This is a genomic window from Microbulbifer mixtoriginis (SeqCode) (assembly GCF_052466715.1).
The window spans coordinates 180,629-204,774 of sequence record NZ_CP174288.1 but is presented as its reverse complement, the minus strand read 5'-3'; the positions used below and the strand labels follow the sequence as shown (position 1 = coordinate 204,774).

The window sequence follows — 24,146 nt, the reverse complement described above, 5'->3', positions numbered from 1 at the left end:
AAACATCCCAGATATAGGCTTTTTTTGCTAAGCTGACGCTCTAATTTACACAGCCGGATGCTTGTACCATGCCCAGATATCGTTCCCGTACCTCCACCGCCGGACGCAATATGGCCGGCGCCCGTGCCCTGTGGCGTGCCACAGGTATGACCGATGCGGATTTCCACAAGCCGATTATCGCCATCGCCAATTCATTCACTCAGTTTGTACCCGGGCACGTACACCTCAAAGATATGGGGCAGCTGGTGGCAAGGGAGATCGAGCGAGCCGGCGGTGTCGCCAAGGAATTCAATACCATCGCCGTAGACGATGGTATCGCCATGGGCCACGATGGCATGCTCTACAGCCTGCCCAGCCGTGAGATTATCGCCGACTCGGTGGAATACATGGTCAACGCCCACTGCGCTGATGCCCTGGTATGTATATCCAACTGTGACAAGATCACTCCGGGCATGCTGATGGCTGCCCTGCGCCTGAATATCCCGGTTATTTTTGTATCCGGCGGACCAATGGAGGCTGGCAAGACCAAACTGGCCGACCACAAGCTCGATCTGGTGGATGCCATGGTGATCGCCGCCACAGATACAGCCTCTGACGAAGAGGTTGCGGAGTACGAGCGCTCTGCCTGTCCAACCTGCGGTTCCTGCTCCGGCATGTTCACCGCCAACTCCATGAACTGTCTGACTGAGGCGTTAGGCCTCTCACTGCCAGGCAACGGCACCCTGTTGGCCACCCATGCTGACCGCAAAGAATTGTTCCTGCGCGCCGGACGAGAAATCGTCTCGCTGACCAAGCGTTACTACGAAGAAAATGACGAGAGCGCCCTGCCTCGCAATATCGCCAACCGCGCAGCCTTTATGAATGCCATGGCTCTCGATATCGCCATGGGCGGCTCGACCAACACGATATTGCATCTACTCGCCGCAGCCGAGGAGGGCGATATCGACTTCAACTTACAGGATATCGATCGACTCTCCCGCGAGGTGCCGCAACTGTGCAAAGTCGCACCTAACACAGAGAAGTACCATGTGGAGGACGTCCACCGAGCCGGTGGGGTAATGGCGATTCTCGGCGAATTGGAATCTGCTGGGTTAATTGATGCCTCCCTGCCCACAGCCTACGGAGGATCATTGGCGGATGCACTTAGGCAATGGGATATCTCACGCACCGACCAGCAATCGGTGCATGACTTCTACCGGGCTGGTCCCGCAGGTATTCCCACACAGACCGCATTTAGCCAGGCCTGCCGCTGGCCAACTCTGGATGCCGATCGTCAGCAAGGGTGCATTCGCTCAGCCGAGCATGCTTATTCTGCTGAGGGCGGGCTGGCAGTTTTATTCGGCAACCTGGCCCCTAATGGCTGTGTAGTAAAAACCTCCGGTGTGGACGAGATACTGTGGCAATTTGAGGGACCGGCCCATGTTGTCGAGAGCCAGGAGGAGGCGGTTGCCCATATTCTCGAAGGTAAAGTACAGAAAGGCCAGGCGATAATTGTTCGCTATGAGGGCCCTAAAGGCGGGCCCGGTATGCAGGAAATGCTGTACCCCACCAGCTACCTAAAATCCAAGGGACTTGGGGAACACTGTGCCCTGATTACCGATGGTCGTTTTTCCGGGGGCACCTCTGGCCTCTCTATCGGCCACGTTTCTCCAGAGGCTGCATCTGGAGGGAATATCGCTCTGGTACAGGATGGCGATCCAATCCGAATCGATATACCAGCGCGCAAAATTGAGATTGCCCTCAGTGAAGAGGAGCTTGAGAATCGCCGCCAGGAAATGGAGAGTCTCGGCCAGCAGGGCTGGAAACCCCAAAAAGAGCGCCCCCGCAAAGTCAGCAAGGCCCTAAAAGCCTATGCATTACTCGCCACCAGCGCCGATCGCGGTGCGGTAAGGGAAATTGATTAAGCAGATATACAGAAATTATAAAACGGCCCAAACGGGCCGTTTTTTTATTGTGCAAGTTTATAGGTGATCCGATTGCGAACACCATACCGCTCGACGGTGTGGCCATCTTCCACTTGTGGCTGATATTTAAACCGCTCTGCCGCAGCCTGTGCCGAACGATTAAATACATTGGTTGGATTGCCGGCGCTGTCATAGCCAGCAACAACACGCACATCGCGCACCGCACCGGTTTTGGTTATCGTAAACTCCACTACTACATAACCTTCTATACCTCTGCGCATAGCCGTGCTCGGGTAACGCGGTGTAGCCTTATAAACAGGCACAGGCTCTCTCGATACGATAGCTGGATTATTACCAGTTTCAGTAACCGGAGGAGTAATCGTTGGGATGGTATTTATAGTCTCCACTTTTCTAATCGTCTCAGTACGCTCAAGCGGTGGCGGAATATCCTGAGGGCTCGGCGGAGCCTGATACTCTTTCTGGGTAACCACTTTCTTGTCGGTCATATCTATAGGTTGAATCGTCGGTAACGGCTTAGCCACCGGTTCCACAAAATTTGTGGAGATCAACTGGCTCATTGCAAAAATCAAACCGAGAGTAATCAAGGCTGCGTAGGCCAAGCCTTTAACATAACCGGCAAGCAGGTGAGTAGGGAAAAAATCGGGGCTGGAAAATGGCGTGCAAGCTCTATCCATAACACCTCTCCTATTGTTATTAGGGTGCGTAAAAGGCATCTGAATGCCGAAATGGAAAAAGCTGATCAGCTGACTTTAATCATTAGCCAATTCACGAAAAAATGCAAATAGTTCGTAAATACAGGTTATAGCAACATTTAATATTACAGAAAGAGGAAACAGGGGCATAAAAAAAGCCGCACATCTCTGTACGGCTTTTCTGGGATTGAAAAGTAACTAAGCGATTAAATTGCTAATTGCTTTTCCCTCTCCTGCTCACCCTTGACAAATTCCATCCACTGCTTGGCAAACTTCTCAGAGCGCTCATCTTTCGAGGCTTCTCTAAGACTTTTTATTGCCGCGTCATAGCGCTTCAGGTTGGCATTGGCCATACCTAACACAATATGTAGAGTGTCTACACGCTTGATCTTGCCCTTTGCCAGAGCTTTTTTGCCCATGGAAACGGCCTTCTCATTCTGGTCCAGGTCCAGGTAGATCCCGGCCAGGCGCGAGTAGATTTCACCCTTATCAGACAATTGAGCCGCAGCTTCCAGCTGGGGAATCGCTTTTTGTAGCTCCTGAGCCATCTGATACGCCTGAGCAAGCGTTTCCAGGTTCTTGGCTGTACGAGGGATCTTCTTTTCTTGGATACCTTTGGCAATCACCTTGGCACCTTTATAAGGCATTTCGTGCCCCATAAAGAGATAACCCATATTCAACAAGTCCCGATCCTTCTCCAGCGCACCTGCCAGATAAGCGGCTTCCATCATATGCAGCTGATCTTTTTCACGCTTCAGTTCGCCGTACATGGCAGCCAGAGTCTTGAAGTACACAGGCTTTGGATAGTACTGCACCAAATTTTCCAGCACGCCAGCAACTTTCTTGTAATCGTTGCGTTCGAAATAGATATATTGCTGCAGGCCGTACCATCCTTCTTTAGGTACCTTGCCTTCTTTCTCATACATAGATACCGAAATATTGATATCCGCAAGTGCCTTGTTTTGATTCCCAACCTGGTTGTAGGCCTGGGCACGCAATGCATAAGACTCAGCCGTAATACGATCAGAGACCTTAAACCACTTATTCAGGTAGTTAATCGCCTGCTTGTAGTCCTCGGTAACAAAGTAAAGCTGGGCGAGGGTAAACAGTGTTCCCACCTCAAGAGCGACCGGCAGGTTTTTTTCACCCTGATTTAGCACTTTCTTAAAGTAGGGAATGGCCTCTTTATAGCGTTCGGTACTGTAATAAACCACACCGAAGAAATTGTACATCTGCGCTATTTCATAGCCGTTGTACCGTTTCTTACTCGCATCCATTTCTTGAAGCGCAACCAAAGCACCCGCCCAATCTTCTGCATCAGCAGCCTCCTGAGCTTTCTCCAACTTTTTATACGCTACTTCGCGCATGGCTGGTACTTTACGGCTCTTCTGGTTGCTGGGCTTTTTTTGCTCCTGGGCCTGGGCTGAGGCAAAAGGTGCGGAAACACCCACAGCTTCGAGCACGGTAACACTGAGAGCTGGTGCGAAAACCAGGGGTAATGCTACTGAGGTGCGCAGCGCGAGCTTGGACAAACTTCTGCTAATGCTTGTCAACTTCATAGTGCTTCCTCCTTAGTCCTTAGCCATATTAAAGCTGATCTTAGTCCGCACATTCGGAACTTCGATCGGCTTGCCATCCACTACCCGCGGCTTGTATTTATACTTCAGGGCGGACTTGAGCGCGGCTCTATTAAAAACAGAGGTAGGCTTGCCATTCAGGGTAAAGGCTTCGATCACAATCGGATCGCGCACAGAACCATTAGTGGTCACCGTATACTCAACGATTACATAACCTTCTAAGCCACGCTGAAGGGCGCGGCGCGGATACTGGGGCTGAACCTTAACGATGGGCAAGTAATCACCCTCACCAAAGCTAAACCCAGACAGCTTAACACCGCCAGACGCCTTGGGCGCAGAGATACTGATACCGCCATCAATGTCCGGCTCCTCAAACTCCGGCTCAGGCATTTCCGGTGGCGGAGTTTCGGGGTCTTCCGGTTTCACCGGTTTGGTCGTGTCGTATTGTGTTTCGATCTTCTGCTCAGGCATCACCACATCGGCAACTTTGAACTGCTCCTTTTCCTCTGGAGCGCCCATATTTGCCTGAATCAGCTGATGCATGGTGAAGATGAGGCCAAAGGTTGTGGCTACTGCCAGCGTACCTGCCCCAAGAAGTCTTACCGGATTCATAGCTGTTAACTCTTTTCTGTCGCGACCGAAACTTTCTTGATACCAATCTTCCTGGCTGCTTCCGCAATCAGGGCGATCTTTTCAATACTCGCTTCCTTATCGGGCTGAATCACCAACCACCCTTTCGGGTTTTCCGAGTAGAGGCGCTCCAGGACAATTCTTACCTGGCGCTCATCAACTTTCTCTTTGGCAATCCAGATCTCATCACTATCGTTAATCGCTACCAGAATAGAGGTGGCTTTGAGTTCTGCGGTTGTCGCTTCCGGCTTAACAACATCAGCACCCGGTTCCTTAATAAAGGTCGCAGTGACGATAAAGAAGATCAGCATGATGAACACCACGTCCAGCATGGGCGTGAGGTCAATAGCGCCGGCTTCTTCTTCTGCCGTATTTTGTCTTTTGCTCATAGCAACTCTCTTAGCGAACTTTCTCGTCGGGGCCCTCAGGGAGCGCCCCTGGCGAAAATTTCTGGCTTGGCTAAACCTTCACAGCAAATAAGCTGGCCTATTCGCTGATGTGTGCTTAGTGATCCATGGTCAGATGATCTTCCAACAATTGGGTCTCACGCTCGGCCTTACGGGCGAGGTAGGTGTTGGCGAACACACCGGAGAGGGCCGCAACCATACCCGCCATCGTCGGGATAGTTGCCATGGATACACCACTGGCCATCTGCTTAGCGTCACCGCCACCGGTAATTGCGAGAACATCGAACACGTTGATCATGCCCCAAACCGTGCCCAGCAGCCCGAACAGGGGCGCTAGGGCAACACAGGCCTGGATCATGTCCATATTGTCCTGAATCTTCTCGGAAACCCGGGAGATCATCGCGTAGCGGATCTGGTGGGAGGCCCAGGATTTGCGCTCACTGCGCTCTTCCCACTGGTCTACCGCACCCTGAACGTCACTCTTTAACGCTTTGTTAAAGTAGAAAACACGTTCAAAAATCAGCGTCCACATAAAGAAGGTCAGGCCGGCGATCAGGAACAGTACTGGCCCGCCCGACGCCATAAAGGCGTTGACGGCGGCCCATGCGTCGATTAATGCGTGCATGTTGCCGCCTCCTCTTATTTACGCTCGGCGTTTTCCGCCACGATACCAGCGCTCTGTTCTTCAAGAATATGCAGAACGCGCTTGGCACGAGCATTAACAATGGTGTGCATCAGTACAGTGGGGATAGCCACACACAGACCGAGAACGGTGGTGATCAAGGCAGAAGAAATACCACCAGCCATTGCTTTAGGATCACCAGCACCAAAGATGGTAATTGCCTGGAAGGTTACGATCATACCGGTAACGGTACCCAACAGACCCAGCAGCGGAGCTACCATGGCAATAATCTTCAGCAGGTTGAGACCGGACTCGATGGCCGGACGCTCTTTCAGGACCGCCTCTTCCATCTTCAGCTCGAGAGTCTCACCGTCGACACCTTTGTTCTCTTCCGCAACAGCCAGTACACGGCCCAGCGGGTTATTGGTGTTCGGGGTAGAAGAACGCAGCTGAGCATTTACCTTGGCACTCACGCCAGTCAGTACGATCAGGCGGAAGATAGCCAGCAGCATTGCGAATACACCAACAGCAGTAATGATGTAACCAACGATGTCACCCTGGTGCCAACGCTCAACGATATCGGGGCTGTTGATCATGGCTTTCAGGTAGGAGCCGCCGGTAGGACCAGTCGGGTCAACACCGAAAGCACTGAAGCCAGCGGTGGAGGCCTGTAAGCCTTCCGCCATCTTCTGGAAGCTGGCATCTGGCTGGCGAATCAGCTCGGCCAGCTGGTAGGCGTCGTTCATTTCCAGGTATTTACCGTTGGAAACCAGGTTGAAGTTACCAACACGGACAACTTCCTGTTGAGCTTGCTCACCGTTGGGCTTGATCACGGTAGCGTTGAACTTAACTACTTTGCCGGATTCCAGGGTTTCACGTTGAACTTCAAACCACAGACGCTCGATTTCCTCGATTGTCGGCAGCTTGGTAGCACTGTTCATCTTGGCCAGCAGACCGTCGATAAATTCGGTACGGTTGGGATATTGGGCGGAAACCAGGGAGGAACCAATGTTCGAGCGTAGATCTGCCGCAGTGGAAGACATATGGCCGAACAGCTCTTTCAGAGAGCCCAGGCGCTCGTCCAATTGCTGGCGTTTCTGATCTACAGCAACTTCCTGCTCCTGGTATTTCTTTTCCAGTTCAGCAGAGCGCTTTTCTTCCGCAGTGCGAGTGTCTTTAGCCTTTTTCAGCAAAGATTGCTGATTGGCCTTTTGGCGACGGAACTCAGCTTCACGCTGCTTGTGCTCTTTGGATTCAGCAACCTTGGATTGTTGAACCATTTTCAGCAGGTCATCGAGAGAAGCTGCTTTTTCCTGGGCGACAGCAGAGAAGCTGATCAGGCCAGCCGCTGCTGCAACTAGTACGCGTTTGGCGATAGAGGATTTCATTGCGCTGCCTCCGGAGCCGCGATCGGCATAGTCATGATATCGATAGTGGCCTGCTTCTTGGCGATCTTAAGGCCGTTCATGAGGGCGCGGCGGTATTCGCCAGCATCGATCTCAACCCAGGCTTTCTGGCCTTTGTCATAGGCGAGGGAGATCGAGGAGTCGGTGGTCTGAGCCAGCAGGGCGATACGGCCGATCTGCAGCACGTTCACCTGGCGCTCTTGGCCATTTACGTTCAGGGTATCGCCGTAAGTGTCGATCTTACGCGCGTATTCCGCTTCGAAATTGTACAGCTCCAGTACCTGGCGGAATTTCTCCGCAACAGTAATATCGGAACGATCCATATTGTTCTTAACGCCTTCGAGGTTGGCCATACGCTCGTCCAGCTTGAACGGTGCGTCCAGTTCGATGAACTGCTCCAGGCCGTCCAGCATACGCAAAATCAGCGGCTGGATCTGACGTTCGATTACAGTAACGTTGGCAATGGACTCGTCCAGCTCATTGATCACTTCGAGCTGGTTGGCCAGCTGCTTTTCCAGCTGACGGTTGTACACTCGCAGACCATCGATTTCTTTATTGACCACCTTGAAGTCCTGCAGCAGGCTGCTGGTTTCTTCGGCAATCTTGTCGATGCGTTTTTGCGATGCCTGGGCCGCAGTGGTTTTCTGCTGGCCGACGGCGAGTACGTTATCGAGAGTATCCGCAGTGGCTACGCTGCCGTAGAGCGCGCCGGCAGACAGCGCAGTGGTCAGCGCCACAGCCATGAATCGCTTGGTTTTCATTAGACCCCCCAGTGGGTTCAATATTTCACAACATGGTCGCGATGAGATAGCTGCCACAACGCGGTGTCCTTTTGTTTTAAAAACATTGGTTAGAAGACAGCTAAGAGCCGCACATTGTAAACAGCCGATTTGATTATTCAAATGCCGATTGCCAGCATCGGCCCGCGTGGGTAGCAAAGTAACAACCGGGTAACAAGACCGGGTCGCTTGCACACATTGACGGCGCTATTCCCTGTGTTGGCTGTCGCAGAATTTAACAGATTGATCAACTTTTAATCAAATTGTTTTTATTTAAATCTGTCGTACTGAACTAATGCGTAGTTATACTCATTCTTGTCGCAAGCAGGGTAACACTCTCGTGCAACTTCGACCCATGAGTCATTAACTTCAGGGAAAAATGCATCTCCCGCCACTTCAGCATCTACTTCGGTAACATAGAGCCGCGCGGCATAGGGCATACTGAGGCGATAAATCTGTGCCCCGCCGATCACCATCAGCTCGCTGGCCCCTGCTTCCTGTGCGTGCTTATCGCCAAGTTCCAGTGCGGCTTCCAAGGTGCTTGCCACCTCAACACCGTCGGCCTGCCAATCAGGGTTGCGGGTAATCACGATATTGACACGTCCAGGTAGCGGGCGGCCAATCGACTCAAAGGTCTTACGTCCCATCACCACAGGCTTGCCCATAGTAGTGCGCTTGAAGAACTGCAGGTCGCCAGAAAGACGCCAGGGCAACTCGTTATCTCTGCCAATGGCACCGTTACGGGCCACAGCCGCGATTAAGGCAATCGGGGTATCCACAGTGTCTCTCCTATTCAAACCGCAACTGGAGCCGGAATATGTGGATACGCCTGGTAATCCTGCAGATCGAAATCCTCGAAACGGAAGGCGAACAGGTCTTTGACATCCGGATTGAGGTGCATTGTCGGTAGGGGGTGTGGTTCCCGTTGCAGCTGCAGATCAACCTGCTCCAGATGATTGGAGTAGAGGTGGGCATCGCCAAAAGTATGAATAAACTCACCTGGCTCAAGGTTACACACTTGGGCCAGCATCAACGTTAGCAAGCTGTAGGAGGCAATATTGAAAGGCACACCAAGGAAGATATCCGCACTGCGCTGGTACAACTGGCAGGATAACTTGCCATCCGCCACATAAAACTGGAACAAGGCGTGGCAAGGGGCGAGCGCCATGCGCCCTTCACGGGCATTTTCCGCCGGGGAGACGCCCTCATCGGGCAGGTCCGCCGGATTCCAGGCACTGATTATCAGACGGCGGGAATCTGGACGGGTTTTCAACTGCTGTACCAGCTCTTCCACCTGGTCAATTTTACGACCACCAGGCGTGGGCCAAGAGCGCCACTGGTGGCCGTAAACTGGCCCCAAATCCCCATCTTCGGTAGCCCATTCATCCCAGATTCGCACCTTGTTTTCCTGCAGGTAGCGAATGTTGGTGTCTCCCTGCAAAAACCACAGCAGCTCGTGAATGATGGAGCGCAAATGACACTTCTTTGTAGTGATTAAGGGGAAACCCTCTGCCAAGTTAAAGCGCATCTGGTGGCCAAATACGCTCAGGGTGCCGGTGCCGGTACGATCCCCTTTTACTGTGCCGTTTTCGCGCACATGGCGCATTAGATCGAGGTACTGCTTCATTTCTAACTAGGCTCCGCCATTTACTTGAGAACGGTTTTCTTTATTTCCACCCTTGCCTCGCCCTTCGGGCAGCGGCTGGGTACGATAGCTCCAAACCAATAGAGCGATACCGGCAATAATCATCGGCAGACTCAAAAGCTGGCCGCGAGTCATCCAGCCGAACAAGTCGAAGCCGATATGACCATCTGGCTCCCTGACAAATTCCACCAGGAAACGGAAAATACCGTAGAGCAACACAAACATACCACCAACGGCGAGGCGCGGGCGCGGCTTGCTGGAGAACCACCAGAGCACCGCGAAAAGCACTAGCCCTTCCAGGAAGGCCTGGTATAACTGCGACGGATGCCTGGCCAACAGTTCCGGGTCCTTGGGAAAGACCATTCCCCAGGGCCCCTCTGTTGGGCGGCCCCAGAGTTCCTGACCGATAAAGTTACCCAGACGCCCCAGTCCCAGGCCGATAGGTACCAGTGGGGCGACAAAATCAATCAGCGCGGGGAAAGTTGAGCCAATTTTTCGGGCATAAATGACGGTGGCTAACATTACGCCAACCAGACCACCATGGAAACTCATGCCCCCTTCCCAGACTTTGAACAGAGAGAGCGGATTCTCCATCAACTGCGGCAAGTTGTAGAAGAACATGTAGCCGAGGCGCCCACCGACCACCACACCGATAGCGCAGTAGAGAATCAAGTCCTCCACTTCCGATTTAATAACTGGAGACCAGGGCCGAGTGCTACGCCGCATTGCCAACCACCAGGCAGCAACGAAACCGAACAGGTACATCAGCCCGTACCAATGTACTTTTAGAGGGCCTATAGCAATGGCCACCGGATTGATTTCTGGATAAGTCAGCATGGGGGAATCGAGATTGTTGGCGAAGAGCGTATTATGGTCGCAAAGCGCCCCCCAGCGAAAGAGGCGCGCTAAAAGCCCACCTTCAGGAAAACACTATGTGTCTACTGTTGTTTGCCTACCGTTGCCATCCCGACTACCCGCTGCTACTTATCGCCAATAGGGATGAATTTTATGCCAGGGAGAGTGCCCCCGCCGAACCCTGGAAGAGTGGGCAAAAGGGGGAGCAAATAGTCGCTGGGCGCGACCTGCAGGCTGGCGGAACCTGGGCAGGGATCTCTGCGCGGCGGGTGGCCGCAGTGACCAATATCCGCGAGCCCGGAAGGGCAGAGCCCGAAAATGTCCTATCTCGCGGGGAAATTCCTTATAAATTCCTAACCGGCGATGATTCCCCCGAACAGTTCGCAGGGGAACTCGAAGGACAGCGCTATCGGGGCTTTAATGCGCTGCTATTCGCACTGGATAAAGCTCCCCCCCTCTACTGCGCGGGCAATAGGCATAAGCCCTTCGCTTTCTCTGCCGGAGTACACGGTATCTCCAATGGCGCACCCGATGCTCCCTGGCCCAAGGTGGAAAAGGGCAAGGCGGGGCTGGCACAAATTACACGGCAAATTGAAGGCGCCATTGGCCGGGAGAACTTTATTGAACCGGCCCTCAACCTTCTGCAGGACAGGGCCTCTGCTGCAGATGCGGAGCTGCCAGATACCGGCGTGAGTTTGTCAATGGAGCGCGCCCTGTCGCCAATATTTGTGCAAATATCCCATAGAAAGAATCAACTGCCAGGCGGGCAAGATTTAAGCGACACTCAGCTAGGCTATGGCACACGTGCCAGCACCCTCATCGCAGTTCACCAGGATGGCCAGACCCAGTTATGGGAACAGAGCTTTTCCCAGGGCAATCCATATGGGCCAATTCGCCACTTTTCCATCCCCTGAATCCTTTGTCCCAAGCCCCTGAAATCTGTAGGGTTTTTAGGGCTTATTAAAAAAATTGGCCGTATCTAATCGCCCAAGCCCCGAAGCCATAGCAGACAAATTTCTGTCAATAACAGAACCATATCGCGGTAAGGGCTAAGATTTGCGTGCCTTCATCACAGATTACCAAGCCTCATATTCTCAGAGGAAAGAAACGCCAAGCAAATTCCGCATTTATTGCCATACTTAGTTTCACAGGCTGGGATTGGTTGAGTTTCGCGCAAGCGTGACGCCAATTGTGGTCTTACATTAGAGGAAGTCGCGCGGGACGCATGACAAGTGCGAGTCAACGCTAGACACCTAACAGTCTCTGGATGGGCTCGCCACAGGTTCGGAAGGTATGAACGATCTGGCGTCCGGCATTATCCACAAGACAACACCGGGCCCCTGCAGTATCGCTGAGGTACCATGTCTTACTTCAACCCAGAGCAGCGCAAACGCAAATCACTACTGCCCCTGCTGGTGCTAGGCAGTCTCTGTGTCTCCATCCTCTATTACGCCTTTTCCGCTAACCAGAAAACGGTGCCAGTATTGCCGGAAAGTGCAGTACGCCCACATTTGGTGCATTGGCTGGAGGAAAACCCAGACGCATGGCCGGCCCAAGATCCCATTTTCAACCCGGCGGCAGTGCGCAGGATTTACCAGCGTACTAATTATCGTCTGCTGTGGTTTGATAATTACAACCTGAGTGACAGCGCCAATGATCTCCTCAAGCAGCTAACAGCTGCCAGCTCTGGCAACCCAAGCAGCATGGTGGATTATCGTTACCACCTGGGGTACTTCGACCGCACCTTGCGGGACACTCCCCAGCGCCTGCAAATGGCCGCTGTACTGGATATTCTGCTGACAGACGCCTTCGTCTCTTACGCACAGGATACCCAGCTCGACAGAATCACCCCCAAAAGCCGTCCGCGCCGAGGAATTACACCGGTTCTGCGGGAGCACCAAGGATTTCGCATGGTAGCCTTCGGCAATGCCCCACAGCAGGCATCCAACGAGCCCAGCGGACGCAAGTACTTTCGCGGCTATGATCGGGCGCGCATGATCGGCAGTAAACCACGCAGTCGCTACTACTCCCGCGACTACAACACTGACAACCAACGCAGCTCTTCAAGGCCTTCCGACACTCGCCGCTATCGCACGCGCTACAACACCTCCAGTGACAGTGGTTCCTCTGGAGCGACCAGGGGCGGCAGCAGGGTTTACTACAATCAGGGCCGCAATAGTCATCCCCAGGAAAGAACCGGGGCAGCTCGCTCAGAAAACAGTGAGGGGCCCTATTTCGAAGAAAACACGCCTTACGGTAGCGACGTCTATGCCCTGCGAAACGAGCTGGAACGCCTGCGCAGAATCTCCGACAGTGGCCGCTGGCGCCCGATACCTCCGGGGCCGGTAATGACGATGGGTGCTCGCCACCCCCATGTGGCCCACCTGAGAGAATTGCTCACCCTCTATGGGGACTATCAGAGCCGCTATAGCTATGGCGGAGGAGACCCCAACCGCTTTGACCGGGGCCTGCATGAAGCGCTACTACGCTTCCAGAAGCGCCACGGCCTTAAGCCAGACGGAATTGTGGGCCGCGGCACACGCAAGCGACTCAACTTATCCCCCTCAGCGCGAGCAAAAATTGTTGAGATGAATATCCTGCGCAGGGAAGAGCTTCCTGCCAGCCTTGGGGATCGCTTTATCCAGGTGAATATACCCGCGTACCGTCTCCAGTATGTGGAGAACAACCGGGTAAAACTGGCCATGAATGTGGTCGTGGGCAAGAAGAAACACGCTACTCCCGAGATCACCACCCGGGTCAGCAAGGTGGTATTCAACCCCACCTGGACAGTGCCACGCAGTATCCTGGTGAATGAAATTCTGCCCAAGGCACGCAAGAACCCTGCGGGCATGGAGAATATGGGTTATCGAGTCGTCAATGGCAGAGGGGAACACCTGCCGCTGACCGCTAGTAACTTGTCAGCCGCCGGTGCTGGGTCTTTCCTTATGCGCCAGATGGGTGGAGAGGAAAATATTTTGGGGCGTGTGAAATTCGAAATTCCCAACAAGCACGATATTTACCTGCACGATACTCGCGCCCGCACTCTCTTCTCTCTCACAGACCGGGATTACAGCCACGGCTGTATCCGCCTGGAAAAACCCCGCCACCTGGCTGAGGCCCTTCTTCGCCCTCAGGGTGACTGGGACCAGTGGCGCATCGACCAGCTCACTGTCGGAGAGAAGACCACCGAGGTCGACTTAGTCCGCTTGGTTAAGGTCTATATCACCTACTGGACTGCCTGGGTGGACGGAAAGGGCCGGCTGAATTTTCGCCCCGATATCTACCGCAAGGATGGTTTGAGCGACAATCAATTTTGAGCAAGTATGGGGCGGCCTTCGGGGCCGTCCCTTAGCCTCCAATAATAACCCCCCATAGTCTTTTTCCTCGGCGCACAGCCCCGATCCATTCCTCAAAATTATTTAGGGCTCAAGAGTCACAAGTTACCAATGTGAGCAGGGTGATCAGTCTCTCTGATCCGATTTCGCTTACTGGGGTGACTTATGGGTGCTGGCTATCTCTCCTCCTTGCAGAGCAAATCAATCCACAGTGGCACCATGGCTTTTATATTGGCCCTTGTGCTGGGGGTTGATAGCTCCCCGTCCTTGGCAAGCGCAGGGGCAGACCTTGATCTGCCTGTGCCAGGGAGAGATCCCTTTTCCCCCTATGGCAGACAGTTCACTCTCCTCAGTGAGGAGCTGGCTCGCTACCAGGCACTGGCCGAGGGGGATCATTGGCAACCGCTGGATGGCGGACAGCCAATCACTCCGGGAAGCCGGGGACCGAGAGTAGCTCAGTTGCGCAGCTTGTTAATGCTATACGGCGATTTCCGCCCCAGGGATTTTCCCAGCAAAGGCTCCAAAGAAACACTTACAGGTGACGTCTACGACAAGCCCCTCCAAGAGGCTGTGCGCCGATTCCAGCGCCGCCACGGCCTAAAAGGGGATGCCCTGGTGGATGAGCGCACCCGCAGTCGCCTCAACACTAACCCGGATAAGCTGGTTCGGATTCTGGCAGCCAATATTAAACGCTGGGAAAACCTCCCAAAGGATTTAGGGCCCCGTTATATCGTCGTTAATGTTCCCGAGTTCAACTTGCGCTTGATCGACGACGAGCGCGAGCAATTCCGTATGAAAGTGGTGGTGGGCAAGCCCAAGCACAAGACCCCACAGTTGACCACGCGCATGACACGCCTGGAATTCAATCCAGTTTGGCGAGTCCCCCCCAATATCGCCTTACGGGAGCTTCTGCCAAAGGGCAGCTCGGCGCTGAGTGCCAAGGGCTACCGCTTAATCAACCATCGCGGCCGGGCGGTACCTTTCACCCGTGGAAATGTCGCCGCTGTGCGCCGGGGCCAGGTAACCCTGCAGCAAAAAGGAGGGCCGGGAAATGCGCTGGGACGAGTCAAATTTGTGATACCCAACCGTCACGCCATTTACCTGCACGATACCAACAGCAAGCACCTGTTCAAGAAATCTCAGCGCGCTTTCAGCCACGGCTGCATACGCCTGGAAAAACCCCTGAAATTTGCTCGCATGATGCTCGCCCAACAAAATCGCTGGAACAACGCCCGCATTGAGCGAGCGCTGATGAGCGGTCGTACCCATGGCGTAGCGCTGAAAAACCCTTTACCGGTATACATCGCCTACTGGACTGCCTGGGTGGATGAAAACGGCCAACTGCAGTTCCGCCCGGATATCTATCAACGGGACAAAGCCGGAAAAGGAGCCAATCGTGGCTGAGTATCATCAATCTGGTGGGAGTTCACTATGGCTTGGTATCCCCGCCATCTAGGGTTAGCTGCTCTCCTGACAGTGGCCATTGCCTCGGCCGCCTCAATAAGCGGTGGCCAGTCTTCCAAGGGTGCTGCAGCTCGGGATATTGCCCTTATGGGAGACCAGCTGCGCAGCGAAGCCCTGCATTACAGAAACCTAGCCAAACATTGGCGCCCTATCCCCCAGGGTGGCCCCCTGCAAGCCGGGGATAAGAACGAGCGGGTGCTGCAATTGCGCAAACTGCTCGAACTATACGGCGATTATCGTGGACAACCCGGCCCGATATCTTCTCCACAGAAGGACCCTATGCGCTTCGACAGCGCATTGCAGTCGGCACTTGAGCGCTTCCAGCGCCGCCACGGCTTGGTGCCAAGTGGTGTTGCCGAGGGAGAAACCCTCACGGCCCTGTCGGTTTCCCCCATCGAGAGAGCAGAACAGATGGTTAGAAATGCACAGCGCTGGGACAAGCTTCCCTCTCAGAAAGAAGGGCGCTATGTGCTGGTAAATGTGCCCAACTACCGCCTGCAATTGGTGGAAGATGGACGTATCAAGCTGGATATGAAAACCGTGGTGGGCAAGAACAGCAGCCGCACACCCAATTTACACACCCGCATTACCAGTGTGGTATTCAACCCCACCTGGACAGTGCCGCGCAGTATCCTCATCACAGAGTTACTCCCCAAAGCACGGCACAACCCTGCAGCCATGCACCGCCGCGGTTATCGGGTCATCCAGTATCGCGGTGGCAAAACTTCCCCGATCACCGATGAGAGCTTGGAGAGGGCCGCAGGTGGCCACGCCACCATGCGCCAGGTCAGCGGGCCAGATAACACCCTAGGTAAAGTGAAGTTCGTTATTCCCAATAAGCAGGCCATATTCCTACACGACACCCAGGCGCAAAGCCTGTTCACAGAGCACCATAGAGCTTTTAGTCACGGCTGTGTGCGCCTGCATCAACCCGAGGAATTGGCCTATAACCTGCTAGAAACCCAGGGGTGGGACAGGACCCGCATCGCCGAGGCTGCAACCGGGGACGAACCTCTAAAAGTAGCCATCAAACCCGCCCCTAAACTCTTTATCGTTTATATGACAGCTTGGATAGACGCCGAAGGGCGCCCTCAATTCCGCCGGGATATTTATCACAGGGATAAATAGGACAATGCCCCAGGCGCCCCCCAAAAAGTGCCCCTGCTTTAGGAAAAAAACTAAATAGTCGCAAAAAAAATGATTTTTTAAGCTTGCCCACTGAATGACAACGCTGTCTCCTGTTTCTAATGCTAATTCCCCCGCCAGCAGCTACGAGAACGCAAAGGGAGTAGCATCCGTAAAAAAATTTACCAACGAAAGCCTTCAAATATTTCCTAATTAGCAGGTCACAATTTGTAACAAATGGTTATTTTTTGTACATTTTCCGCCGTACCCGGATGTGCTCAATCAAGGGCACCCCGAAGAGATTTAACGACGAGGCGGAATTATGAAGAATCCATCCAGACGTCGATTCCTGGCAGTGACCTGCGCAACTGCGGCGGCGGTCAGCGCCGGACCGACTTTCGCGAAAGTAGGTAGCTCCCGCACCCTGAAGATGCGCAACCTGCACACAGGGGAGAAGCTGGAGGCCGCCTACTGGAGCAACGGAAACTACAGCAACGGTGGTTTGAAACAGTTCAATAAGCTGCTGCGGGACCACCGAGCTAACGAAGTGACCCGCATGGACCCGAAACTATTTGATATCGTGTATAAGCTGAAGGAAAAGTTCAATTACACCGGTACCATCGAGATTATCTCCGGGTACCGTTCGCCCAAGACCAATGCGAAGTTACGCGCTGCGGGTCGGGGCGTGGCCAAGCGCAGCTACCATACCCGCGGTATGGCCTTAGATATCCGCATGCCCGGTGTACCCCTGTCAAAACTGAGGCAGGCGGCGCTGAACCTAAAGGCAGGTGGTGTCGGCTACTATCCGAAGAGTAACTTCGTGCACGTGGACACAGGCCCTGTACGTCGCTGGTAAGCTTATAGACATCTCACAAAAAACCCCGGCTATTGCCGGGGTTTTTTATTTCCTTTAGCCCTCAACGGCCGGTAAAGACACTGGCATCACATCCTTCTCTGATACTGGCACCTCTGTGGTACCGGTCATCAAACCTGCCATCCGCTCCAGCAACTTGCGCGCTTTGGCCAGCTGCCCAAGCTCTGCCAACTCGAATGGATCCTCCATCTTTAACAATAGGGCCTCAAAATCTGAAAAGGCCTCCTGCAAAGCATTGACCTGATGGCGGTCAAGAAGCACCTCGGCCAGACCACCACCTCCGGAGGGGATCCAGTTAGACTGCAAGGTCGCCATAATTGCCAGTAGCGCCTGCTTCGAGTCTGCCGCGCGGCCACTTTCTACATCACTCTCCGAGCCCTCGGGGAGACGGCGCAAAAGCTGCTCATCAATCACCTGGGTATGTGCCGCGCGAATCTGCTGCAGTCGCGCTATCGGTCCTAGGGCTAGGTATTCTCGGGATAGGTTATTGGCCGAAGTGGGCCAGCGACGTGCCAACCCGGCCATATCTTCTTCAATCCCCTTGGCAATCAGACTGGTTAGTTCACGGCGACGATTGGCCGCCAGAGCCTCCGGCCTCTCCCCTTCGCTGACTGCCACAAAGTCTTCCGCCATGCGCTCACTTGTGGGGCCCCAGAGCATCACCTCAAGTGCGTGAAAGCCGGTGCTCGCCTCTTCGTGTGCAGTGAGGCGATGTTGTTTGCGCAGGTTTGTCAAAGTCAGTTCGATAGCGGTGTCGTTGACGATGCCGCTATCGGAATAACCCGGCACAGTATCCAGATAACCGGGCTGGGCGGGCCAGCTATCGAGTGCCAATAAGAGCTTGCGCCCTTGACTGCGCAGGTCCGAGGGCGAAAAAGCCAGTTGGATATAGGGCAAAGTTGCTGCGAACTCGCGGTGCGCATCCAGCCAGGCGAGCCTGGCCTCCTCCAATTGCTCCTCATCGGGCTGGGCAAGCAAGGCATCGACAGCTCTCCGCAACGTTTCCACGGAGGCATGAGCGTGCAATACCTGAGCCTGTCCCGCCTGCCAGATTGCCAGCGAGAGATCCGAGGCTACCTTTTCATCAACCTGTTGGGCCTCTGGGGCACGCTTCTGTTCCTTTAAAGGCTGAGAGGTTCGCTGTTCGCAGCCAACTACGATAACCAGTACTCCCAGCAATAGGGCTGTGGCCAGAGACCGAAGGCAATATCCGTTCACTCACTTCCTCTTTTCATGTTTTCCAAGGTCGCACTTTTCTCTTGGCCAAAATCGCCATTTAGCCCTGATCGCGCAAGCTGATAATTGGCCATCCACGCACTTGCGCCTCTGCTCGCAGTTGGGCATCTGGGTCGACCGCCACCGGATGCTCCACTTCCGTGAGCAGAGGCAAATCGTTGATGGAATCGCTGTAGAACCATTTCTCCCTACCCGCGTATTCAGGGTTTTGCGCCAGCCATTGGCGCAGGCGCAACACCTTGCCAGCCTGATAGCAGGGTTCTCCCACGACACGGCCGGTGAAGTGGCCCTCGTGCTCTTCAGGCTCAGTCGCCAACAGGGTATCCACCCCCAGGCGGGCGGCAATCGGCTCCACCACAAAGCGGTTAGTGGCGGTAATAATCATGATGTGGTGTCCCTTGCGACGATGTTCACCGATTAGCTCTTGCGCTGCCGGTAGCCACAGCTCGCTGATCACCTCCTGCATAAATTCACTTTGCAGATTCTCCAGTTGGCCCCGAGAAATTTGTGACAGCGGCTCCAAGGCAAACTCCAGGTAGGCAAAAATATCCAACTCACCCCGCTGGTAGTCCTGATAGAAGCGATCGTTGCTCAAACGATAGCGTTCGCTATCCACATGCTCGCGCTCCACCAGAAACTCACCCCAGGCGTGATCGCTGTCTCCGCCGATCAGCGTGTTGTCGAGATCAAAAATTGCCAAGTGCATCGCCAACTCCCCCGTAAACTATAGATTCGCAAAGGCTATTTCACCGCCAGGGTAAAGCAACCACCACTAGAGTGGCGGTCGATTTTACCGCGCACTCGCCCCTATCACACGGACTGCGTCACTGAATTGCTGTAAACCCACCTCTGTGGAACAATGCGGGACAAGTAAGTGCAGCGCACGGCCGCACACAAAAGTATTGAGGACGGTATTTTGGGCGACGGCAAACCGGCACCTGCCGGGCGAAGAAACCGCCGTAAGCCTGCCAAGCAGTCAAATCGCAGCGACAACCCCAGTAGCAACAATCGCAACCGGGGACAGGGTGGCGACAACAGCAGCAATATAGACTCAGAGGGCTTTCGCCCCAATGTCGGTATCATTGTGCTGAATGCCCGCGGTCAGGCACTGTGGGCTCGGCGGGTAGGTGGCAAGGACGCCTGGCAATTTCCCCAGGGCGGTATAAATCCGGGCGAAACTCCCGAACAGGCACTATATAGGGAGCTATACGAAGAAGTAGGGCTTACACGCGATCAGGTCAGTCTTATCACCTGCACCCGCGGCTGGCTGCGCTATCGCCTGCCACAGCGCCTGATCCGCCGGCGCTCTGAACCCCTGTGCATTGGCCAGAAACAAAAGTGGTTCTTACTGAAGTTAGAAGCCGAAGAGTCTTGCATCAGCTTCGACAACGGCTATAAGCCCGAATTTGACCACTGGCGCTGGGTGAGCTACTGGCACCCACTCAGTAAAGTGGTGACCTTCAAGCGCGAGGTTTATCGGCGCGCGCTGGCCGAACTGGCCCCACAACAAATTCAGCTGGAAAGGCGCTGGTTGCGCGAGCGGGGCGAGTAACTCCGCAGCGTTAGCTGCGCTCCAGCACCACCAAGCCCAGGCTCTCCTGGGCCTAATTCATTCTCCGTTGACTGGCGAGGAAAGGCCATTGCTCGGATCTTTGCGCAGTATCGTTCAGGAAGTTAACTCCGCCAGGGACCTGCCGGCGGTGCTTGAAATCATTGTGCGGCGAGTGCGCGAAGTGATGCACACCCGTGTCTGCTCTGTTTACCTTCGCGACAAAGAAACCGGCAACTATGTCCTGATGGCCACCGATGGCCTGCTACCAAGTGCCGTGGGCCAGGTGCAATTAGCACCCGATGAGGGCCTGGTTGGTAATGTGGTCACCCGCGAAGAGCCCATCAATCTAGAAAAGGCCGAGGCACATCCCGCCTACCAGTATTTTCCCTCGACCGGTGAGGAGCGATTTAGCGCTTTCCTGGGCACACCGATAATCCACCACCGCGCAGTGCTCGGTGTCCTAGTTGTCCAGCAGGAAGAGCAGCGACGCTTCGATGAAGGTGAAGAAGCTTTTCTCGTCACCCTCTCTGCCCAGCTTGCCGGGGTGATTGCCCACGCCGAAGCCACTGGCATGTTGGCTACCATCCGCCGGCAGCGCCAGGAAACCCACTTCTCCGGTATTCCCGCCTCGCCAGGTGTCGCCATAGGTCGTGCCCATATCGTCACCCCCAGGGCCAACTTGGCCACCGTGCCCTACTCCCTGTGCCTGGACATCGAAGAGGAATTGATTTTGTTCCGGCAAGCGCTCACCTCCGCCAGAGAGGAGATTCGCGAAGTGGGAGAGCGCCTCAAAGACGAACTCAACCGCGAAGAGCGCGCACTTTTCGATGCCTATATCAGTATGCTCGACGACGACTCACTCGCCGTAGAGGTTTGCGATCGTATCCAACAACAGCTGAGCGCCCCCAGGGCCTGGGCCGAAGTCATGCTCGAACACGTGCGCCGTTTTGAGGCCATGTCCGATTCCTATTTCCGCGACCGCGCCGCCGACGTGCGAGACCTGGGAGCCCGTGTCCTCACCCACTTACACCAGCAACAGCAGAGCGAGCGCGATTATCCAGACAACACCATTCTGGTTGGGGAAGAGCTCACTGCCGCGGTGCTGGCCGAAGTGCCGCGGGAGAAGCTGATCGGTGCTGTTTCCGTAAAAGGCTCCTCCAACAGCCATATGGCCATCATTGCCCGCGCTATGGGGCTGCCGGCGATTATGGGCGTGCAAGACCTGCCCTACGAAACTATCGACGATGTGGATATGGTGGTGGATGGCTACCGTGGCGACCTGCACATTCATCCTGGCGTAGAGCTCAAACGCCGTTACGACGAGATCGTCGCCGAAGAGCAACAGCTCGCCCACAGTCTGGATCACCTGGCAGAACTACCTGCTGAAACTGCCGATGGACACCGGGTTCACTTGCTGGTCAACACCGGCCTGATGGCTGATGTCACTCGCTCCCTAGAGCGCGGTGCCGAGGGTGTCGGCCTGTTCCGCACCGAGGTCCCCTTCCTTCTGCGCGACCGCTTTCCCTCCGAGGAGGAACAGCGGGAAATCTACCGGGAACAACTCGAAGCCTTTGCCCCCATGCCGGTAACCATGCGCACCCTCGATGTAGGCGGCGACAAAGCACTGGCCTACTTTCCCATTGAAGAAACCAACCCATTCCTGGGGTGGCGCGGCATTCGCGTTACCCTCGACCACCCGGAAATTTTCCTGGCGCAGGTGCGCGCCATGATGAAGGCCAGCCAAGGGCTCAACAACCTGCGTATCATGCTGCCCATGATCAGTGGGCTCAATGAACTCGAAGCCGCACGCAAACTGATCGAACGAGCCTACCGGGAACTTCTGGAAGAAGATTATGAAATTGAGATGCCGCCGCTCGGGGTCATGGTGGAGGTGCCCTCGGCGATCTATCAGATTCGCGAATTAGCTGAGCGCGCCGATTTCATCTCAGTGGGCAGCAATGATCTGACTCAGTACTTACTGGCTGTGGATCGCAATAACAGTCGCGTTGCCAATATTTACCACGCCCTACACCCCGCAGTGTTGCGTGCTCTGCAAGAGATTGTCAGCACCGCGCACGCGGAAGGCACCAGAGTCGGCATCTGCGGAGAATTAGCAGGAGAACCCGGGGGTGCCCTATTGTTGGTGGCCATGGGCTACGACATGCTGTCGATGAACGCCACCAATCTACCGCGAGTAAAGGCAACTCTGCGCGCGGTACGCCAAGCAGATACCAAGTTACTGCTGCAACAAGTGATCCAAATGGATTGTGCTGAGGAAATCGAGCACACCGTCGGCGCATTCCTACATAAAATAGGTCTGAAAGGCATCCTTCACCCGGCAAGTACCGAATAAACACCATCTATAAACAAAAAAACCGCTGCCAATAGCAGCGGTTTTTACACTCAGTGAGCGTGAGGAATTAGTCCTCAGACTCCGAGCGATAGGTATCGGCATCCAGCATATTGTCCAGCTCTTTCACATCGCTGGGCTTGATACGGAAAAACCAACCGTCATCGTAAGGAGAGGAGTTCACGGTCTCCGGGGACTCTTCCAGAGTTTCATTCACCTCTACGACCTCACCGGATACCGGAGAGTAGATATCACTAGCGGCCTTAACAGACTCAACTACACCGGCCTCGTCGCCGGCAGCCAGAGTGCTGCCCACTTCGGGGGTTTCAACATATACCACATCACCCAGAGCGTCCTGGGCATGGTCACTGATGCCGATAGTAACTGTGCCATCCTCTTCCAATCGCGCCCACTCGTGGCTGGAGAGGTATTTTAATTCATTGCGGATTTCGCTCATGCTGTGATCCCTTGATTAAGCATCTGTATATATTGTCTGAATGGCGCTGACACCTGTGGTGCGGCGCTTAAATAACCGATTTGCCGTTGCGCACAAAGCAGGGCTTAACCACCTTGACCGGCTGCAGTTTCTTGCGGATTTCCACTTCGGCGGTATCGCCGACGCTGGCCGGCACCCGCGCCAGGGCGATGGAGTAACCCAGGGTCGGCGAGAAGGTTCCGCTGGTGATGATACCGCGCTCTTCGCTACCGTCCACCATCACATACTGGCCCCCACGCAGAACACCGCGCTCCTCGAGAACCAGCCCGACCAGCTTGTGTTCGATGCCCTTAGCCTTTTCCTCTTCCAGCACTGCGCGGCCGATAAAATTGCGGCTCTCCGGCGCCCAGGCGACGGTCCAGGACATATTGGCGATCAGTGGAGAGGTTTCCTCATCCATTTCATGGCCATACAGGTTCATACCCGCTTCGAGGCGCAAAGTATCCCGCGCACCCAAGCCACAGGGGGCAACGCCAGCCTCGGCCAAAGCACGCCAGAAACCACTGGCATCTTCACCGGGCAGCATGATTTCCAGGCCATCTTCACCGGTATAGCCGGTACGCGCCACAAACCACTCGCCGCGGGCCACGCTTTGGAACACTTTCAGCGCATCAATCGCCGCAGTCCAGTCGATGCCCAAAACTTCTTTCGTCTTGCTGAGAGCGTTAGGGCCCTGGATGGCGATCATCGCCAACTGAGGCCTCTCAGTGAGAGTGACCTCAAAAGATTCCGCCTGCTTGTTCATCCAAGCCAGGTCTTTTTCGCGGGTTGCGCAGTTTACCACCACGCGATAACCGGGGTCGCGCAGGTAGACGATCAGATCGTCAATCACGCCGCCCTTCTCATTCAGCATGCCGGTGTAAAGTGCCTTGCCGGGATTGCCATCGAGCTTGGCCACATCGTTGGCCAGCAGGTAGCGCAAGTAGTCGCGGGCGTCAGCGCCATCGACATCGACCACGGTCATGTGGGAGACATCAAACATTCCCGCATCGGTGCGCACCTTGTTGTGCTCATCCAGCTGCGAACCGTAGTGCAGCGGCATATCCCATCCACCGAAATCCACTATTTTGCCGCCCATAGCGACATGTGTGTCATACAGAGGCGTTCTGTTTCCCATTTTAAAATCTCAGTCCGTCAGGTTCCGAAGCGGCGTATTCTAGCGGCTTGGGTACAGAC

22 protein-coding genes are annotated in these 24,146 nt (G+C 54.6%); 8 read left to right on the top strand and 14 right to left on the bottom strand.

All coding sequences use genetic code 11. The features are described from left to right. The first annotated feature begins 68 nt into the window (after window positions 1–68). Window positions 69–1,904, top strand: coding sequence for a dihydroxy-acid dehydratase (ilvD, locus tag ACJJH9_RS01175; RefSeq protein ID WP_444924008.1), 1,836 nt, complete (start codon window positions 69–71; stop codon window positions 1,902–1,904). A 44-nt stretch (window positions 1,905–1,948) separates the two neighbouring features. On the opposite strand, the gene ACJJH9_RS01170 is transcribed toward ilvD, so the two are convergent. The 10 genes from ACJJH9_RS01170 to lgt form a co-directional block, all read right to left on the bottom strand. After that, window positions 1,949–2,599, bottom strand: coding sequence for an energy transducer TonB (locus ACJJH9_RS01170; protein ID WP_444924007.1), 651 nt, complete (start codon window positions 2,597–2,599; stop codon window positions 1,949–1,951). 224 nt (window positions 2,600–2,823) lie between these two features. After that, on the bottom strand, window positions 2,824–4,176 hold the full coding sequence (locus ACJJH9_RS01165) for a tetratricopeptide repeat protein (protein WP_444924006.1): 1,353 nt from the start codon (window positions 4,174–4,176) through the stop codon (window positions 2,824–2,826). Window positions 4,177–4,188: 12 nt separating this feature from the next. Next, window positions 4,189–4,806, bottom strand: a complete 618-nt coding sequence (locus tag ACJJH9_RS01160) for an energy transducer TonB (protein ID WP_444924005.1) — start codon at window positions 4,804–4,806, stop codon at window positions 4,189–4,191. Between the two features lie 5 nt (window positions 4,807–4,811). Then, window positions 4,812–5,213 (bottom strand): ExbD/TolR family protein, encoded by a 402-nt coding sequence (locus tag ACJJH9_RS01155; protein ID WP_252083571.1) that lies wholly within the window; start codon window positions 5,211–5,213, stop codon window positions 4,812–4,814. Window positions 5,214–5,328: 115 nt separating this feature from the next. Then, complete coding sequence (locus tag ACJJH9_RS01150; RefSeq protein ID WP_152455321.1) at window positions 5,329–5,856, bottom strand: MotA/TolQ/ExbB proton channel family protein; 528 nt, start codon at window positions 5,854–5,856, stop codon at window positions 5,329–5,331. Between the two features lie 14 nt (window positions 5,857–5,870). Next, window positions 5,871–7,241 (bottom strand): MotA/TolQ/ExbB proton channel family protein, encoded by a 1,371-nt coding sequence (locus tag ACJJH9_RS01145; RefSeq protein WP_252083572.1) that lies wholly within the window; start codon window positions 7,239–7,241, stop codon window positions 5,871–5,873. Further along, complete coding sequence (locus ACJJH9_RS01140) at window positions 7,238–8,020, bottom strand: DUF3450 domain-containing protein (protein WP_252083573.1); 783 nt, start codon at window positions 8,018–8,020, stop codon at window positions 7,238–7,240. Before ACJJH9_RS01140 ends, ACJJH9_RS01145 begins: the two co-directional genes overlap by 4 nt. Window positions 8,021–8,307: 287 nt before the next feature. Beyond that, the gene (locus tag ACJJH9_RS01135; protein WP_444924004.1) at window positions 8,308–8,817 is read right to left on the bottom strand and encodes a dihydrofolate reductase; all 510 of its coding nucleotides are present in this window, start codon (window positions 8,815–8,817) and stop codon (window positions 8,308–8,310) included. A gap of 14 nt (window positions 8,818–8,831) precedes the next feature. Further along, on the bottom strand, window positions 8,832–9,665 hold the full coding sequence (locus ACJJH9_RS01130; protein WP_444924003.1) for a thymidylate synthase: 834 nt from the start codon (window positions 9,663–9,665) through the stop codon (window positions 8,832–8,834). A gap of 6 nt (window positions 9,666–9,671) precedes the next feature. Continuing rightward, on the bottom strand, window positions 9,672–10,520 hold the full coding sequence (gene lgt / locus ACJJH9_RS01125) for a prolipoprotein diacylglyceryl transferase (protein ID WP_444924002.1): 849 nt from the start codon (window positions 10,518–10,520) through the stop codon (window positions 9,672–9,674). A gap of 95 nt (window positions 10,521–10,615) precedes the next feature. Here lgt and ACJJH9_RS01120 point away from each other — a divergent pair, with 95 nt between their 5' ends. The 5 genes from ACJJH9_RS01120 to mepK all read left to right on the top strand — a co-directional run bounded on the left by ACJJH9_RS01120 (window position 10,616) and on the right by mepK (window position 17,318). Next, the gene (locus ACJJH9_RS01120) at window positions 10,616–11,452 is read left to right on the top strand and encodes an NRDE family protein (RefSeq protein ID WP_444924001.1); all 837 of its coding nucleotides are present in this window, start codon (window positions 10,616–10,618) and stop codon (window positions 11,450–11,452) included. A 447-nt stretch (window positions 11,453–11,899) separates the two neighbouring features. Then, window positions 11,900–13,855, top strand: a complete 1,956-nt coding sequence (locus tag ACJJH9_RS01115) for a L,D-transpeptidase family protein (protein ID WP_444924000.1) — start codon at window positions 11,900–11,902, stop codon at window positions 13,853–13,855. 183 nt (window positions 13,856–14,038) lie between these two features. Next, on the top strand, window positions 14,039–15,277 hold the full coding sequence (locus ACJJH9_RS01110; RefSeq protein WP_444923999.1) for a L,D-transpeptidase family protein: 1,239 nt from the start codon (window positions 14,039–14,041) through the stop codon (window positions 15,275–15,277). A 27-nt stretch (window positions 15,278–15,304) separates the two neighbouring features. After that, on the top strand, window positions 15,305–16,465 hold the full coding sequence (locus ACJJH9_RS01105) for a L,D-transpeptidase family protein (RefSeq protein ID WP_444923998.1): 1,161 nt from the start codon (window positions 15,305–15,307) through the stop codon (window positions 16,463–16,465). 319 nt (window positions 16,466–16,784) lie between these two features. Then, window positions 16,785–17,318, top strand: a complete 534-nt coding sequence (gene mepK / locus ACJJH9_RS01100) for a peptidoglycan L,D-endopeptidase MepK (RefSeq protein ID WP_252083581.1) — start codon at window positions 16,785–16,787, stop codon at window positions 17,316–17,318. A 54-nt stretch (window positions 17,319–17,372) separates the two neighbouring features. Here mepK and ACJJH9_RS01095 read toward each other — a convergent pair whose 3' ends face one another. Continuing rightward, complete coding sequence (locus ACJJH9_RS01095; protein WP_444923997.1) at window positions 17,373–18,554, bottom strand: imelysin family protein; 1,182 nt, start codon at window positions 18,552–18,554, stop codon at window positions 17,373–17,375. 58 nt (window positions 18,555–18,612) lie between these two features. Continuing rightward, a complete protein-coding gene (locus ACJJH9_RS01090; RefSeq protein ID WP_444882987.1) occupies window positions 18,613–19,278 on the bottom strand; it encodes a histidinol-phosphatase in 666 nt (221 codons plus the stop codon). Window positions 19,279–19,617: 339 nt separating this feature from the next. Here ACJJH9_RS01090 and ACJJH9_RS01085 point away from each other — a divergent pair, with 339 nt between their 5' ends. Together ACJJH9_RS01085 and ptsP are read left to right on the top strand one after the other, a co-directional pair. Beyond that, window positions 19,618–20,124, top strand: a complete 507-nt coding sequence (locus tag ACJJH9_RS01085) for an RNA pyrophosphohydrolase (protein WP_252086035.1) — start codon at window positions 19,618–19,620, stop codon at window positions 20,122–20,124. Between the two features lie 88 nt (window positions 20,125–20,212). Continuing rightward, complete coding sequence (gene ptsP / locus ACJJH9_RS01080; RefSeq protein WP_444882988.1) at window positions 20,213–22,477, top strand: phosphoenolpyruvate--protein phosphotransferase; 2,265 nt, start codon at window positions 20,213–20,215, stop codon at window positions 22,475–22,477. 67 nt (window positions 22,478–22,544) lie between these two features. On the opposite strand, the gene gcvH is transcribed toward ptsP, so the two are convergent. Continuing rightward, window positions 22,545–22,931 carry a glycine cleavage system protein GcvH gene (gene gcvH, locus ACJJH9_RS01075; protein WP_252083585.1) on the bottom strand — a complete coding sequence of 129 codons (387 nt, stop codon included), beginning with the start codon at window positions 22,929–22,931 and terminating at the stop codon, window positions 22,545–22,547. Window positions 22,932–22,998: 67 nt separating this feature from the next. Then, window positions 22,999–24,087, bottom strand: coding sequence for a glycine cleavage system aminomethyltransferase GcvT (gene gcvT, locus ACJJH9_RS01070; protein ID WP_252083586.1), 1,089 nt, complete (start codon window positions 24,085–24,087; stop codon window positions 22,999–23,001). Window positions 24,088–24,146 lie beyond the last annotated feature (59 nt).

Excerpts from the sequence above, each read along its gene's own strand:
- ilvD (WP_444924008.1), top strand. The coding sequence starts at position 69 with ATGCCCAGATATCGTTCCCGTACCTCCACCGCCGGACGCAATATGGCC.
- ACJJH9_RS01170 (WP_444924007.1), bottom strand. The coding sequence starts at position 2,599 with ATGGATAGAGCTTGCACGCCATTTTCCAGCCCCGATTTTTTCCCTACT.
- ACJJH9_RS01165 (WP_444924006.1), bottom strand. The coding sequence starts at position 4,176 with ATGAAGTTGACAAGCATTAGCAGAAGTTTGTCCAAGCTCGCGCTGCGC.
- ACJJH9_RS01160 (WP_444924005.1), bottom strand. The coding sequence starts at position 4,806 with ATGAATCCGGTAAGACTTCTTGGGGCAGGTACGCTGGCAGTAGCCACA.
- ACJJH9_RS01155 (WP_252083571.1), bottom strand. The coding sequence starts at position 5,213 with ATGAGCAAAAGACAAAATACGGCAGAAGAAGAAGCCGGCGCTATTGAC.
- ACJJH9_RS01150 (WP_152455321.1), bottom strand. The coding sequence starts at position 5,856 with ATGCACGCATTAATCGACGCATGGGCCGCCGTCAACGCCTTTATGGCG.
- ACJJH9_RS01145 (WP_252083572.1), bottom strand. The coding sequence starts at position 7,241 with ATGAAATCCTCTATCGCCAAACGCGTACTAGTTGCAGCAGCGGCTGGC.
- ACJJH9_RS01140 (WP_252083573.1), bottom strand. The coding sequence starts at position 8,020 with ATGAAAACCAAGCGATTCATGGCTGTGGCGCTGACCACTGCGCTGTCT.
- ACJJH9_RS01130 (WP_444924003.1), bottom strand. The coding sequence starts at position 9,665 with ATGAAGCAGTACCTCGATCTAATGCGCCATGTGCGCGAAAACGGCACA.
- lgt (WP_444924002.1), bottom strand. The coding sequence starts at position 10,520 with ATGCTGACTTATCCAGAAATCAATCCGGTGGCCATTGCTATAGGCCCT.
- ACJJH9_RS01120 (WP_444924001.1), top strand. The coding sequence starts at position 10,616 with ATGTGTCTACTGTTGTTTGCCTACCGTTGCCATCCCGACTACCCGCTG.
- ACJJH9_RS01115 (WP_444924000.1), top strand. The coding sequence starts at position 11,900 with ATGTCTTACTTCAACCCAGAGCAGCGCAAACGCAAATCACTACTGCCC.
- ACJJH9_RS01110 (WP_444923999.1), top strand. The coding sequence starts at position 14,039 with ATGGGTGCTGGCTATCTCTCCTCCTTGCAGAGCAAATCAATCCACAGT.
- ACJJH9_RS01105 (WP_444923998.1), top strand. The coding sequence starts at position 15,305 with ATGGCTTGGTATCCCCGCCATCTAGGGTTAGCTGCTCTCCTGACAGTG.
- mepK (WP_252083581.1), top strand. The coding sequence starts at position 16,785 with ATGAAGAATCCATCCAGACGTCGATTCCTGGCAGTGACCTGCGCAACT.
- ACJJH9_RS01090 (WP_444882987.1), bottom strand. The coding sequence starts at position 19,278 with ATGCACTTGGCAATTTTTGATCTCGACAACACGCTGATCGGCGGAGAC.
- gcvH (WP_252083585.1), bottom strand. The coding sequence starts at position 22,931 with ATGAGCGAAATCCGCAATGAATTAAAATACCTCTCCAGCCACGAGTGG.
- gcvT (WP_252083586.1), bottom strand. The coding sequence starts at position 24,087 with ATGGGAAACAGAACGCCTCTGTATGACACACATGTCGCTATGGGCGGC.